The sequence below is a fragment of the Agrobacterium salinitolerans genome (genome assembly GCF_027498475.1).
Classification (GTDB): Bacteria; Pseudomonadota; Alphaproteobacteria; order Rhizobiales; family Rhizobiaceae; genus Agrobacterium; species Agrobacterium salinitolerans.
The window spans coordinates 437,390-450,875 of record NZ_JAPZLN010000004.1 but is presented as its reverse complement, the minus strand read 5'-3'; the positions used below and the strand labels follow the sequence as shown (position 1 = coordinate 450,875).

Genomic DNA, 13,486 nt, shown 5'->3' with positions numbered 1-13,486 from the left:
GCGTGATCTCGTGGACTCTCATCTTGGGATCGCGTGCCGGGTGGTGGCGACTTCCCGACGAACGGGAGGGCGCGGAATGAAATCCATTTCAATCGTCACCGTCATCCTGGCGGCAATCTCGACGGGAAACGCCAGCGCCGAAACCTTCCGGTTTCCCGCCGTGGCACGGGCAGCTTATGGCGTCCCGCAGGTGGACATTGCCATGTCCGTGTCCATGCATCCTGATTGTGCGGGCCGCTGGTCCGTTGAATACCCGGCAGGCTTCGCGTTTCGTCGTGGGGGACCGAACGGAGGGAACCTCTACGGCAATCCTGGCAGAGGAACATATGACGTCGCCATCAAAACAGAAGCCTGCCCGTCGCGGGGGGCTGATTACGTGGAGCCGGCCCGCACGACCTGGCACAAAGTTGTCGTTTACTGACAGTCAACTGCTACGCAGGGACGTAATTTAAACCCTTGATTGAGTGCGTCAATGCATCGTAACCATGTGAACTATTTACCGATGTCGAAAATGCAAGCGCGCATCCAAGGGGGACAGATGACTACCAGTGAATTTCCTAAGAATTTCGATCCGAGCCGATGCGTATTGTTCCTCGGGGCGGGCTTTTCTGCGGACGCATTGAACAAGGCTGGAGGGAATCCACCTGTCGGACGCGGCTTGGAAAAAGAGGTGAAAAAGCTCGCAAAGCTAGATGAGGACGACAGCTCGGATTTGCTGGACGCGGCCGGCTATGCACTGGCGCAAGGCACCGACCTCTATGAACTCCTGGATGGATTGTATACCATTCGAACAATAACACCGTTGCAACGTGCAGTTCTGGCTCAGCCCTGGAGACGTATCTATACAACGAACTACGATAACTCAGTCTCTGTCTTCAGGACGGAGCAAGGGAAAAGCGCCACCAACGACATATTCGATATCGCTGATGATGTGCCTCGGCAACTGAGACAGGGTGCCGTAGTCCATTTACATGGCTCTATAGCCAAATGTCAGCCTAATAACGTGGACGAATCGCTAGTATTGTCTAGGCGATCGTACGTTGAGCAACGGGTGAGAAAGTCAGCTTGGTGGGAATGGTTTGACAGAGACGTCCGGATATCACAGTTCATATTCTTCTTGGGATATGATTTGAACGATTTCGAACCTGCGAGCTACTTGATAAAGTATCCAGGCTTGAAAAATGTTCGGCATTTCATCCTCAGAAACGCCAAGAGCCCAGTCGCTTCATCGAAACTTGCAGACTATGGTGTTCGTCACTCATTCGAGATGGCAGGCTTCGTCGATCGACTCATCAATTCAAAGGTGATGCCGAGCCCCAAGCATGAGAATGAGCTACAGGCGTTTCGCTATGTGGACTTGTCAAAGGACAATAAGCTTCTTTCGAAGCCAACCTCTGCAGAAATTCAAGAGTTGCTCGCATTCGGGAAGTTGAGGTTTGAAGGTGTTCGCGCTACCGCCCCGGGTTCCGAATATGTCGTGTTTCGCGAAAAGACAATTGATCGCTGTATCGATTTGCTGAGCGAAAATGTCACCTTGGTAATTCATAGTAAGATCGGGAACGGAAAGTCTGTCTTAGCGACTGAGCTGAAAATCGTTATGACGCAGAGTGGGTGGAATTGCTTCGAAATCCGCGAGAACATCACGCCTCCACCTCAAGACCTAGAGTTCCTTGGGAAGATGGAAAAGGTCATTGTATTTTTCCCGAGCTATGACAGCGCTGTTGCAAATACCCATTTGTTCGCTGGTATGCATGCGAGCACGCGGTACGTCGTAGAGATGCAGACGAGCACGCTTCAGGTCCGTCTTCAGGAAGTGAACCGTCTTCTTGGGAAGAGTGTCGCGCGAATCAATGTTGACCAATTAGACGGTAGAGATTCTGAAAAACTGCGTTCGCTGTTGGCTGAGGCGGGATTGTCATCATTGGCCAAATCCGACCGAATAAACAAAGGGCTCGAATTCCGCGATTTCTTGTTGGCGGCTTTCGACGAACCGGAAATTGCTGCAAGGCTGCGGTCTATTATCGAGCCGATGCTCTCGAAGAGAGAGGCGAGGAAGGTTGTATGTGCAAGCGCAATCTTTAAGGCTGCCGGCCAGCAGGTTGATACGAGCTTTATTGAGGATGCTACCGGAGAGGACCCATACACCGTCATGACGGAACTGGGGGAGAAGGCATGGGACCTTTTCAGATATGATATTGATCAGATTGAGCCGCACTCTGCCGTGGTTTCTGAACACCTATTGAAGAAATATGTGTCGCCAAAGGACTTCACCGACGAAATACTAAATCTCGCTCGCGAAGCCGCCCGGCGGTTAGACGAGTCAGATGACTACAATTCCGAACGGTTCCGACGAGCCCGAGCGCTGCTCTCGTCGATCCTCCGATTTAGCTTCATTGAAAGCGTGATCGGAAAAGGGCCAGACAAGCGCCTACTTGTGAAAAAGGTGTATGAAGGCTGCCGTCGAGATGAGTTGGTGAAAAAAGAGCCCCTTTTCTGGCTACAATACTGCATTTTTTGGCAGGATGAACAGCGTTGGGACTTGGCAGAATCACATATGGCCGAGGCGTATGAGAGAGGATCAGCCCGACCAGGCTTTAAGTTCTACCAGTTGGACACCAACAACCTTGGCTTGTTGTGCGATATTGAGCGCTTTAACCCGGCTGAAGAGGCCGTTTCTCGCTTCGATAAGATAATTGAGGCCATGGAGAAATGTAGAGAAATGGTTGACGACGGTAATCATAGGAACCACGTCATCAAGGCTTTCCTGAAGGTCGAGGCGATGGTTAAGGCACGAGTACAGGGATTCACACAATCTCAGGCCACGACGCTGACCTACGGGCTCAACTTGGTAGTCCAAAAGCTTGAAGCGCTGACACCGAGTGAGAGAGCTATCTGGGGAACCGACCCATGCAGGGATAGCCTAAAGAGCAGCGTAAACGTTCTTATTGAAAGACGTTACAGCTGAATGAGCGTAGGCTCATTCACTATGTCTGCCTGATAACGAACCAATTTTTTCTTTGATCTGCTCGAGGTCGTACCCTCGCTCGAGCAGGACGAGGACCGCGACGGATCGCACCAGTTCCACGGCATCCCGAGTTCGGGCATCCACGTCGCTGTCCGGCGCGAGCTTCGCGATGTAAACGCGCATCATGCGTTCGAGACCGCCGCCCTCGACGGCGGCCATGTAGGCATCGGCGATCGCGCGGGCGTCGGGGCGGCGGAGGGCTTTGTCCTTCCGCCTGTTCTTCGCTGCATACGCTGCTTGACGCTTCTTGTGGTCCAGTGCGACTTCGGCCATTGTGCTACCGCCGCAGGATGGCGAGGGCAACGGCGGTGGCGTCATCGCCGTGAGTCCGATCCAGTCCTTTCCACGTAGCTCCACCACACAGGGTGTCGGCCTGGCGGGAGAAGTCTGCGGCATGGAGCATCGCTGCCAGTACAGAGAGTTCGCCGGCCGGCAGGTGGTCCGCGATCTCTGCAGCCCGCGTGACCAGATGGCCGACGTCTTTGTCGTTCGCTGCCCGGAATCGGCTGCCATAGTCGTCCCAACTGCCGCACAAGCTGACGTCAAAGCCGAGCTTATGGGCGATTTCCTCGACGGGATCGAGGGCTTTCCAAGTGTTGAAATCCATTCTGTTACCTCGTGTTTTCGATCTGTGTCCATGATCTCATGGCGTGAGATTGGCGGCAAATAAAAAAATCACGCTGTGAGATATTTTGTCAGGCAGCGCGGATGAATGCGCGACGGCCGGCGGCCTCAGCAGCGCGACGGGCCTCGGCGGCGCTGGCCGCGGTGCCGGATGCAATACGCTTGTTAGTGCTATTGTCGTCTACGACTTCCCAAAAGAACGTCCCGTCATCACGATACGTCACGACAAGGTCGAGCACTCGACCGTCACACATCATTCCTGCGGCTTCGCCGTACACGTCGACGTCGCGTTTCCAAGGCATGATATACAACTCCATTTTCAGTTCTCCATTTTGCAGGTTGAAACCTTCAGGGCCCGATTGGCGATCAGGACGATTGGCAGCAGGAGCCAGAGGATGATGTTCGTTGCCTCGACGGCCTCGGGGGCCTTGGTCACAACGATGTAGAGGGTTGTGAAGGCTGCCATTGCGATCGGCATGGACAGGATGCGAAGTGCGAGCATTGGCGTGTCCTCTCGTGTTTCAGGCTGAGGCTTCGAGGCGACGGAATGCTTGGATGCCGTCACGTTGAAATTCGCGCTTCATGTCGTCGGCAGCGCCTGGGATGCGCGAGCGCCGGATAAGGTGTCGGGCCTGCGTCTTGGGGTCTACTTTGTAGAGCAAGGCAATGTAGCAGATGAGCCCCCCGAAGCTGTCCCGATGATTAACCTCCTCGACTTGAATAGAGAACGTCAATCCCGGAATGGTTGTCGTGCTGATCTGCATCGGAGCGCCTTTCGCCTCTGATTTCACTACCATTTCTTTTTATCACAGCGTGAGAATCGAGCCCAGGCAATAACGCGGCATGGTTGAGTTGTGCCGGAGAGGCAGCTAACAGGATCGGTAGAATTTTAGGATTCTTAGATGAAAGCCGTGCTCCTTGTTCGATGCGGGCCGCAGGCCGAGCTTCGAACCCGCGCGTAGCGCGGTCTTCTGATGCTCCCCGTCCCGATGCCTCCAAGACGGCCGGCGCTCGGAGCGGCAGTCACCCCGCAGGGGCCGCAACGGAGTGCAGGACGGCACCGCCGTTGATAGAGTGAGAACGCCGGCAGACTCGGCGGTGAGGGTGGGAAATGGATTCAGGGGTATCTTGTCCATCTAAACGGCCAAACGTGCTGTACGGGCGCATATAGAGCCTTGTACAGCACGTTTGACTTGAAAATGGACCCGTGGGCCATCCGAATGCGGTAACCGCATCCGTGGTGAAGAAGAGCGTATCGGAGCGCCCAACATAGTGGTCCTCGATATCTAGGAGGGCGCGGGAATTCGCGCATGCCGAGACCGGAAGCTAGGGTAGCCGCAGGAGGTTCAGCATAGCGCGGCCGGCACGGCCGGAACCGGGACCGACTGCCCCCGGATCGGCATTCCGTTTAGGCCACCGCCTTGTAGAGTTCGACCGCTTCGAGCGGACGGGCCGCGGGGAACACGGCAGCGGCTTCCGCGATCACGCGCGCGATGCGATCCCTCGAACCGTGACGATCGGCGAGACGTCGTAGACGGTCGAGCGCATAAGCCTTGGCGAAGGCGGTATCCCTGTCGGCGCGGTCCGCCTCGCGCCGCTCGGCCTGACGGACGAAGGAACGTTCTGCCCGGAGCCGTTGATACTCGGCTTCGAGCGGCGCGGCGTCCTGCTCGGTGGCGTCCACCGCGGTGTCAAAGCCTTCCTCGCCGCCGAACTCGACGCGTGACAGGAAGGTGGCCGCGAGACCGTGGCGCATCCAGACGCGCCACATGGGCGCTTCGACACGGCCGACGACTTCGTCGGTATCGTGCAACACCTGCTCGCCACCTTCACCGTCGCCGGCCAGCGAGGGAATGTCGAGCTTTTTGGCGAGCGCGGCGGAGACGACGCAAGAGCGCGTTCCGGGCATGGTTTCCATGTATTCCCGCCAGCGGGCGAACATGGCGGTGTCGCCGTCCGCCGCGGCTATGGCGATATCCCACGGTGTCAGCGACGTCTCGGCCTTGGTCTGGTCTTTATGGCCTCCAGCGATCTCCCACGCCATGCTGCCCTTGGCTGTATAATCGCTTGCGTCGACGGCATCCCGCGCAACCCGGACATGCCAACCGTGCCGATCAGAAACTTTGCCGCCTCTGGCGCGGACTTGCTCGGCGTAGGCCCTGGCGATCCAAGCGCCAGCCGCTTCGGCGCGCTCGTATGCGTCGGGAAACTCGTAGAACTCGGCACCCTCGCCGTCGGGGCCGTCCACCATAACGGAAAGGTGCTGATGGTAGTGCCAGCCGTTCGCCACGCTATACGTCACTTCCTGGCCGACGACGACGCCGAGAATACCGTAATCCCTGATTGCCTTCGTCCAGGCGCGGCCCTTCCGGGCGGTGCTGGAGGCGGTTGCCACGAGACCCTTGATGTCGGCAAGCGACATGTCGAGCGAGTGGGATGCGGTAAGGACCACGAGAGCCGCGCGACCTCCGCGCTTGAACGTGGCATCGGCAGCAGCCTGAACACGTTCGGCTCGGTCGTGAGCTTTCTTCGTGGCACAGACGGGGCAGAGCCACGGCGAGCCACATCGGAAGATGCCGGAAACGCCTGCGCGTATCTCGCCAGTTTCGGCTCCGGTGCGGAGGTGGATGTTGACGCTGGTGGCGTCGTGTCCTGGCATACCGCAGCCGACGACGGCGGGGCCGCGAGCACCTTCTTCGGCGGGCCGGCAGAGCCGTTGGATTTTGGACAGGAGGCTCCATCGCTTTACCGTAGATGATCCAGGAAGAGAGGCTTGGGTAACCTGGCGCGGGAGCGTAGAAACTCCGTTCCCGCGATGCGGAACCGTAGCTCCTCCACTCCCGAGGCGGCCCTTTCTGGGCCTTACCTGCGCGCCTTCGGCTTGCTCATCGCCTTCGGCGATACGGGCGCGGGCCCGCGCCACGGAAGCCGCAACCATGCTCCGTGCAAGTGCGTAATCCGAAGCTGCTGCGGTGGGGATCGATATGTCAACGGCAGCGCGGACACGCGCCTGGCCCTCACTATATGAATCGAACGTAACCCCCTTGTCAGCGAAGAGGTTGTCAACAAATTTGAGTCTGAGGGTTGGGGGTGACGTTGGCTTGGCTGGGGTATGTCCCAGCCCGGCGGTCACTCAGCCGTCAACGGCGGCTTTACAACAATTTCAAGATCGTTCATCATTATCGAACATTCCTTGAGAAAACCGCCGGAGGGTTGCGAGCCCTGTGATGGCGGTTTTTTCATGGTCGGTCGATACCGCGCATCGGTCAAGCGCCGATAGCGGGTCCCACGGGTAGCGTCGGTGTCGTACTGGCGGTTGATTGGGATCGCCGCATCAGTCGATATGCCCCGCCGCTCGTAGCAACGCGGTTTCGGCAGCATCTTTCGGTGTTACCGAAATAAACTCTTCACTTGTCGCTGGGCCGAGGCCCAGCGCGTTGATCAGCTTCTTGTCGTAGATGCCAGACAGTACTGCTATTCCCTTCGTGGTCAGAATGTCCCGAGCACCGCCGCCCTTACGTAGACGTCTCATGTAGTCGTGCTGTTTAGCGACTACTTCGATCTGTGTCCGGGATATCGGAATTCGTTGCATGACCTCGAAGAGCTTTGCGACCATCGAGTTTGGGCTGCCGGCATTGACGATCTCTTCACGCTGTTTTTTAGGCAAGACTTCCCAGAAATTCGGAGGGTAGGGAAACTCATTGAGAATCCACCAGATATGTACACGATTGGCAGCGGTCAGCCGCCCCTTCTTGTCCTGGTTTTCGCTCAATCCGAGATAGTGTTTGTGGAACACCACGAGCCCAACGTCGCACAGGGCCTTTTTCTCGTTGGTCCTGATGACCATCGCAGGTCTCCCCACACTTTCGCGGGGAACCATCCAGTCTCTGGCAGTTGTGTTCTTGATATCAACCTCCACGCCGTTAACAAGGAGGTCGAGCGTCTTGCCCTTCGACAATTTGAGGAAGCGTCTGATGAAAATTTCGATCTTCGTCCCGAGATAGGTCTTCTCGGTCTTCTCCGCCTGGTCGATGGTGAATCGATCGGTTCGCGGAGCATCGATGACTTCGTCAATAGCCTTGCGAAGAAGGGGGGGTACGTTCTCGGCAAAACTGTCGAACCCGCCGGCTTGAGCAAGAATGGTTTCCACCAGCGGCGCGAGCGTCGCGTAATCCGGATGTGACGAATCGAGCGGTCTGTGTGACATGCCGCCGACTATCGGCGGGTATGGTTAGCGCAACGTTAACTCCCGTGGGAGCGTCATGTGGATCGGCAAGTTGGAAAAGTGACTGTTGCACCTTTTAGGTGAAACAGATAGTCAGGAGCGGAGGTGGTCTGAGGGTAAAAATGGGTTGGATTTCGAAAGAAGAGTTCCGTGACCAACTGCGGACTTCGGCAGCGGCTGATTTTTATCAAAATGTGATATTTAGCAATCAGGCATACGTCTTTAGCCGCGATCAGGACGAGGCAACCGCCTCACGAATGTACGACAGATTCAAAGAACAGATCGCTTCTCACTTCGAAGTATCGAGGCACAACGTTTGCCTCATCGGCTCCGGAAAGACTGGCTACAGCTTAAACCCAAACAACGATTTCAGGCTCTACAATACCGAGTCTGACATTGACGTTGTTATAGTGTCACCTGGTCAATTCCACTCGTTATGGAACGTTTACATTCGGTTACACTATTTTGATGCCGAGTTTAAAAGTACAAACGTGAGACGGGATGTTTTTCGACAATTCGTAAGCTTTAAACAACTCCCTCAAACAAGCCAGGAACTTCGCGATATGGAAAAGCGCCTGGGTCCACTACGCAGGGATTTGGAAAAGAACTTTTACTTGTTCTCGGAAATAAACTTCCGCATTTACCAAAATTGGGAAGCGGTCGAACTTTACCACATTCATGGTATCCAGAAGATCAAGTCAGACTTAGAACGGGGAGCAATTGCTTGAATATCGCCGACCACACCAGTTACGAAGGCCGAGACGTGAAATGGATCAAGGACCATTTCGAAAGGAAGCTCCTTTTCGTGGACGACTCGTTCCAACGGCAGTTTGTTTGGCTACCTAAGCACCGCATCCGCCTCATTGAAACGATGTTGGCCGGCTTTCCTATCCCTGAGATTTATCTATGGCAAACGGACACCGACCCGGACACAGGGGATTCGAAATATAGCATCATAGACGGCCAGCAACGTATTCGCTCGGTCGTCGGATTCATTAACAATGAATACAAGTTGAGGAAGACGTCTTTAAACAAAGACTATCAAGACGCATCTTTTGCGGACAAAAAGTTCTTTGAATTAACTCCTGAGCAGAAGGCGATAATCTGGAAATACAAATTCCATATTAAATTTATCTCTTCGGCAGTTCCGCGGTCCGAGATTACCAAGATGTTCTTGCGTCTCAATAGCACCAATATGACGCTGAACCCGCAGGAACTGAGGCATGCAGAATTCAGCGGACAGTTCTTAGAGGCAGCAGAAACGATTGCCGACGATCCCCTCTGGCTTGAAAACAAGCTGTTTGCCGAACCCGAAATTCGGCGCATGCGGGACATCCAGTTTGTGAGTAGCATTCTGATCTATCTTCGCCGCGGCGTCAGCGAAGAACTTAGCCAGTCCAACATCAACAGAATCTATGACGCATATAACGAAACCTATACCGAACGGGTTGAGGACGAGAAGGCCGTTCTGGCGCTTGCCAAAGCAGCGCTCGACGTTGTCGGCGTTGATGAAGAACTGAAAAAATTCCTTCGCTCCAAAGTCCACCTGTATTCCCTCATGATCGTCTGCGATCAGATGCCGAAGGACGTCGCCAATCAGGATGTGCACCTGCGGTTCAAGGCCTTTGTCGATGCGTACTTCGCCGTGGAGCCTGACAAAGTCTACGGCACGCCTGTTGAACAAGCTGCTGCGGAGTATCGTCGTTTGACGACCGAAGGCGTTCAAAAGCGATATAATCGAACTAGGCGCATCGCAGTACTGCGGCGTTTTCTGGAAACTGGGGCGTACTTGCCTGAAGCAGCACCCGCTCCTGATCAGGGACAAGGTGAAGAAGAAATCATCGACGCCTGATGCTCTCGATCGGTGAGTCGACGCCCGTTGGCATCATCTTCTAAGTGGGAGGTGATGCTGACGGCTATCTTGCGATGCTGTCAGCAATGAAAGGAACGCCGGCAGCGGCAATCGAAGTAATCCCACCCTTGACTAGGGCAGCATAGAATCCCCTCCGTGTCTCGACGCAGAAGGAAGTGTCAGCTCCACTCCCTAAACGGCCAATGCCTGATAAAGCGTTCGGGTTTCAATCGCATCTCGGAGTTTCGAAGCAACAGCTTTGGCGACAGGTGGCGGAAAGGCGTTTCCGACTTGGCGGTAAGCTGCCGTCTTCCGACCGTGAAACTGCCATGCGTCATCGAAGCCTTGGATTCTCGCAGCCATGCGGACTGTAAGTCGGGGCATGCCAACGAAGTCGGGTTCAGGAGCCTCCTCAGCTATAGTCTTCCCATTCACACCAAGGGTGGCCCATGCCATTTTCGCGCGCGTCGGCCCCAAGTCGGGTCCACCGTGTTTTTTCGAGCCGCCGACCAAAGTTGGGGCGACGTCATTGGCGCGCTTCGCCCATGCTTTCGCACCTTTCCAACCATTGGCAGCCATTAAGTCAACCAGCGTCTCACCAACCGTAGGCGCATCGACAGGAGACGGAGCCGGCCATTCAAAGTTATCTTTAATGTCGTCGCGCAAGGCGATGATGATTACTCGCGGACGGAGTTGCGGAACACCGTAATCCGAAGCGTTGAACAGACGCCAGTGGGCTTCATAGCCGAGCTTCTTCAACTCGCCTCTGATGAAGCCACGATAGTCCTCGAAGACAGCGGACAGGAAACCGCGGACGTTCTCGATCATGATCGCCTTGGGACGCGTCTCGTCCACGAGACGGATCGCGGCTGGAAACAGATTACGCTCATCCTTGTCGCCGAGTTGCTTGCCGGCGACGGAGAACGGCGGGCATGGCAAACCGCCCGCGAGGAGGTCGACGCCCTTGTACCCAGTGCCGTCGAACAGAGACAGGTCTTCCTCGTGAACGGTCCACTGCTTGCGATTCAGTCGAAGCGTCTCGCAGCAGTCACGGTCGATCTCGACAACGCCGGCATGGTCGAAGCCAGCGAGCTCCAGACCGCGTGCTTGACCGCCGGCCCCGGCGCACATCTCAAGTGAGGTAAAAGACATTGAGGCCTCCATTTAAGAACAAAAGAAGAACACAGTCGCAATAGCATGCTGATCGAGTCAGCGCAACGGGTTCATCGTCAAGATATTTCTACAAGGTTTCCCCAAGCTTAACCGGGAGAACGGAGCGAGAACCCACAGAATTACTTCCCGAGGAACTGCTTGATCCGATCTCGGATGGCATCGATGTCACGGAGTTCACATTCCCAGATAACAAGCACCGCCCAGCCGGCCTCATCCAGAAGCGCCAGGTTCCTCTGATCTCGCTCGACGTTCCGATCCATCTTCGGACCCCAGTACGCCTTGTTCGATTTGGCTTCGGATCGAGCCTCCCAACATGTAGGGTCATAACGAAGATGGGCATGCCAATAGCAGCCGCGAACTTCTATGATCTTCCGCCTCGGCCCGAAGGTAATATCAGGTTTCCCAGGAAGGTCCTTGCGGTGTAGGCGATAGCGATACCCGAGAGAATGGATCAGCTTCCTGACAACCATTTCCGGTTTGGTATTCGTGGAGCGGATGCGAGACATTGTGTTGCTCCGCTGCTCACTTGTTTCAGCCATGGCAATCCCCCCACCCCGCCCAAGGGCGGTGCTGCGGCCCTCCCCCAGGGAAGGGCCTCACGCCCCCGCGGGGGCGACTGGGCTTCATCGCCGTCGCGCAAGCGCTCAGGCGATGCCTTTTATTTAATTTCAAACCTCGGAAACTTCGCCATTTCATGCGCCAATACGTGAGGTTTGAAACCGCCATATGCTTCCCCTTCGGTCGCGGGAATATGACCCTGCATGTAATCGCGTGCACCCACGTCCATATACACACCGCGTGCTTCGGTTTTGAAAAGATGACGCCAAGCGTGGTTTGGCCTTATCCTGTCATCATCAACGCCAAGCTTCCTAACCCACTCCGCCAATCGTTCACCGACCTTGTTATACTGCGGATTACCTTCTGTTCCGCCACGGTGCCGAGAGGGATCGTAGAATAATGGACCTTTCCGTCGTGCTTCCACAAAGTCTAGGAATCCCTGCTCCACGAGATGTGAATGAATGGCGACGAAGCGTGGGTTCCGGTTCTTTGTCGACCCGGCCTCGGGAGTGATCCAGATCAGTGTATGTCCATCGTGATCTTGGATATCTTCCTTGCGGAGCTGCGCAATTTCTCCTACGCGAGCTCCCGTATAAGCACATAGCCAGGGAACCCAACGATAAGCGGCCTTCATCTCAGGTGAGCACCTTGCCGGCGGCGTAGCAAGCGAGCCTTTCAAGATCGACGTCACTTCCTCGACTGTAAACCACTTCTGGCGGGTGGTCGTCTTATGAGGTACCGCCACCGTTATTCCATCAAGCGGGTTGGCCTGTATACGCCTGTTTCCTTTTGCCCACGTGCATGTTGCGCGAAGGCATGCCAAGTGACCATCTCTAATAGAAACGGCGCTTAGGCCTTTTTTGAGGAGGCTATCTTTCCAGTCAACGACCCAGTCGGCGGTCAAATCGCGGATATCTGGCACCTCGAGCGCCACCTTTGCAATAATCCCCTTCCATTTCTTATAAGTTGACGACGCCTGTTGCTTCTCGGCGACGAAGTCTTCGAAAACTTGGAGCAAGTCGTATTTCCGAGACTCCTCAGTGCCATTTTTTCTCGGAGCTAGATCAAGCGCAGGGAAGCGCTCGGCGTCTGGATCGGGCCGATAGTCCCCCTTGGACAGTTTGAGAAGATGTTCTTTTGCTTGAAGAACGGCGGTGGCAACCGCGTTTCGAAGAAGCTCCATACTTGCCTCATCCACGCGGTAGCCGCGAGTACTGAGGTAATGCTTGATGGATTTGTCGTTGCGACGTACCTTATATGTTTCCATGACGCGCTCGAACAAGGCATCATTCTTTGTCAATTGGATAACTTTGACCTCCCCCGGGCGAAGATGGAGATAGTCGGGCAATAGCGAAGCATGTCTATGTTCTGGCAAGCCCGGATCGTCCTCGCTTTCGCGGACCATCGCGCGATATATTTCCCCGGACATGGCTACAGCTTGCTTTTGAGACAGTGAGATCACCCCGGCCGACAATTGCCTCCAGCGGGCCTCTATGAGTGCGAGCGCTCGTGCATGCAGGATTTTAGCCTCAGAAGGGTCACGTGTCCCAAGGCTGACTTTCTCCTCTCGCTTGCCTACGAGTGGAATCAGGTGTTTTGGAACACGTTTACGAAGCTGGAAAATACCAGTAGTCGGGTGTCTTTGAGGGCGTGCCATTTGAAGGACCATGTGTACCGCCTTTGTGTACCAAAACGGCGGTTAAGAATCCCTGAAACTCAATAGCTTGAGCGTTTTCAATGGCTTTTGGAAATTATGGCGGAGAGGGTGGGATTCGAACCCACGATACCCTTGCAGGTATGCCGCATTTCGAGTGCGGTGCATTCGACCACTCTGCCACCTCTCCGCATGCGCGAACGCTTGCGTTGCGCGCTCCTCTTAAACATCAATGGCGGGGCTGACAAGGGGAATTTCGTGTTTATGTCACAAATTATTCGCCATGGATCAGGCTAGGGAAATGCTTTTGATGATGGCCGTTTGGCAGATATTTTTAAGGTGAGGCACACGATCCGCTGCGGTGCGCGTTACAGT

Annotated in this window: 14 protein-coding genes and 1 tRNA gene; 4 read left to right on the top strand and 11 right to left on the bottom strand. The window is 55.3% G+C overall.

The genetic code is table 11. The features are described from left to right. Nucleotides 1–76: 76 nt before the first annotated feature. Together O9X91_RS17275 and O9X91_RS17270 are read left to right on the top strand one after the other, a co-directional pair. On the top strand, nucleotides 77–421 hold the full coding sequence (locus tag O9X91_RS17275; protein WP_269834347.1) for a hypothetical protein: 345 nt from the start codon (nucleotides 77–79) through the stop codon (nucleotides 419–421). A gap of 117 nt (nucleotides 422–538) precedes the next feature. Further along, nucleotides 539–2,965, top strand: coding sequence for an SIR2 family protein (locus O9X91_RS17270; RefSeq protein WP_269834346.1), 2,427 nt, complete (start codon nucleotides 539–541; stop codon nucleotides 2,963–2,965). Nucleotides 2,966–2,977: 12 nt separating this feature from the next. Here O9X91_RS17270 and O9X91_RS17265 read toward each other — a convergent pair whose 3' ends face one another. The 7 genes from O9X91_RS17265 to O9X91_RS17235 form a co-directional block, all read right to left on the bottom strand. After that, on the bottom strand, nucleotides 2,978–3,298 hold the full coding sequence (locus O9X91_RS17265; RefSeq protein ID WP_269834345.1) for a hypothetical protein: 321 nt from the start codon (nucleotides 3,296–3,298) through the stop codon (nucleotides 2,978–2,980). A gap of 4 nt (nucleotides 3,299–3,302) precedes the next feature. After that, entirely contained in the window at nucleotides 3,303–3,632 is a 330-nt protein-coding gene (locus O9X91_RS17260; RefSeq protein ID WP_269834344.1) for a hypothetical protein, read from the bottom strand. Nucleotides 3,633–3,720: 88 nt separating this feature from the next. Next, the gene (locus tag O9X91_RS17255) at nucleotides 3,721–3,966 is read right to left on the bottom strand and encodes a hypothetical protein (RefSeq protein WP_269834343.1); all 246 of its coding nucleotides are present in this window, start codon (nucleotides 3,964–3,966) and stop codon (nucleotides 3,721–3,723) included. Between the two features lie 2 nt (nucleotides 3,967–3,968). After that, nucleotides 3,969–4,151, bottom strand: coding sequence for a hypothetical protein (locus O9X91_RS17250; RefSeq protein WP_269834342.1), 183 nt, complete (start codon nucleotides 4,149–4,151; stop codon nucleotides 3,969–3,971). Nucleotides 4,152–4,170: 19 nt separating this feature from the next. Next, on the bottom strand, nucleotides 4,171–4,446 hold the full coding sequence (locus O9X91_RS17245) for a hypothetical protein (RefSeq protein ID WP_269834341.1): 276 nt from the start codon (nucleotides 4,444–4,446) through the stop codon (nucleotides 4,171–4,173). 611 nt (nucleotides 4,447–5,057) lie between these two features. Next, nucleotides 5,058–6,101 (bottom strand): hypothetical protein, encoded by a 1,044-nt coding sequence (locus O9X91_RS17240; protein WP_269834340.1) that lies wholly within the window; start codon nucleotides 6,099–6,101, stop codon nucleotides 5,058–5,060. Between the two features lie 882 nt (nucleotides 6,102–6,983). Then, on the bottom strand, nucleotides 6,984–7,856 hold the full coding sequence (locus O9X91_RS17235) for a NaeI family type II restriction endonuclease (RefSeq protein WP_269834339.1): 873 nt from the start codon (nucleotides 7,854–7,856) through the stop codon (nucleotides 6,984–6,986). Nucleotides 7,857–7,996: 140 nt separating this feature from the next. Here O9X91_RS17235 and O9X91_RS17230 point away from each other — a divergent pair, with 140 nt between their 5' ends. Both O9X91_RS17230 and O9X91_RS17225 read left to right on the top strand, forming a co-directional pair. Then, the gene (locus tag O9X91_RS17230) at nucleotides 7,997–8,602 is read left to right on the top strand and encodes a hypothetical protein (protein WP_269834338.1); all 606 of its coding nucleotides are present in this window, start codon (nucleotides 7,997–7,999) and stop codon (nucleotides 8,600–8,602) included. After that, entirely contained in the window at nucleotides 8,599–9,726 is a 1,128-nt protein-coding gene (locus O9X91_RS17225) for a DUF262 domain-containing protein (RefSeq protein ID WP_269834337.1), read from the top strand. Before O9X91_RS17230 ends, O9X91_RS17225 begins: the two co-directional genes overlap by 4 nt. A gap of 192 nt (nucleotides 9,727–9,918) precedes the next feature. Here O9X91_RS17225 and O9X91_RS17220 read toward each other — a convergent pair whose 3' ends face one another. The 4 genes from O9X91_RS17220 to O9X91_RS17205 form a co-directional block, all read right to left on the bottom strand. Beyond that, nucleotides 9,919–10,878 (bottom strand): DNA cytosine methyltransferase, encoded by a 960-nt coding sequence (locus tag O9X91_RS17220; RefSeq protein ID WP_269834336.1) that lies wholly within the window; start codon nucleotides 10,876–10,878, stop codon nucleotides 9,919–9,921. Between the two features lie 140 nt (nucleotides 10,879–11,018). After that, on the bottom strand, nucleotides 11,019–11,438 hold the full coding sequence (locus O9X91_RS17215) for a very short patch repair endonuclease (protein ID WP_269834335.1): 420 nt from the start codon (nucleotides 11,436–11,438) through the stop codon (nucleotides 11,019–11,021). Between the two features lie 119 nt (nucleotides 11,439–11,557). Next, a complete protein-coding gene (locus O9X91_RS17210) occupies nucleotides 11,558–13,126 on the bottom strand; it encodes a DUF6538 domain-containing protein (protein ID WP_269834334.1) in 1,569 nt (522 codons plus the stop codon). Between the two features lie 85 nt (nucleotides 13,127–13,211). Beyond that, nucleotides 13,212–13,301, bottom strand: a tRNA-Ser gene (locus tag O9X91_RS17205). Between the last annotated feature and the right edge of the window lie 185 nt (nucleotides 13,302–13,486).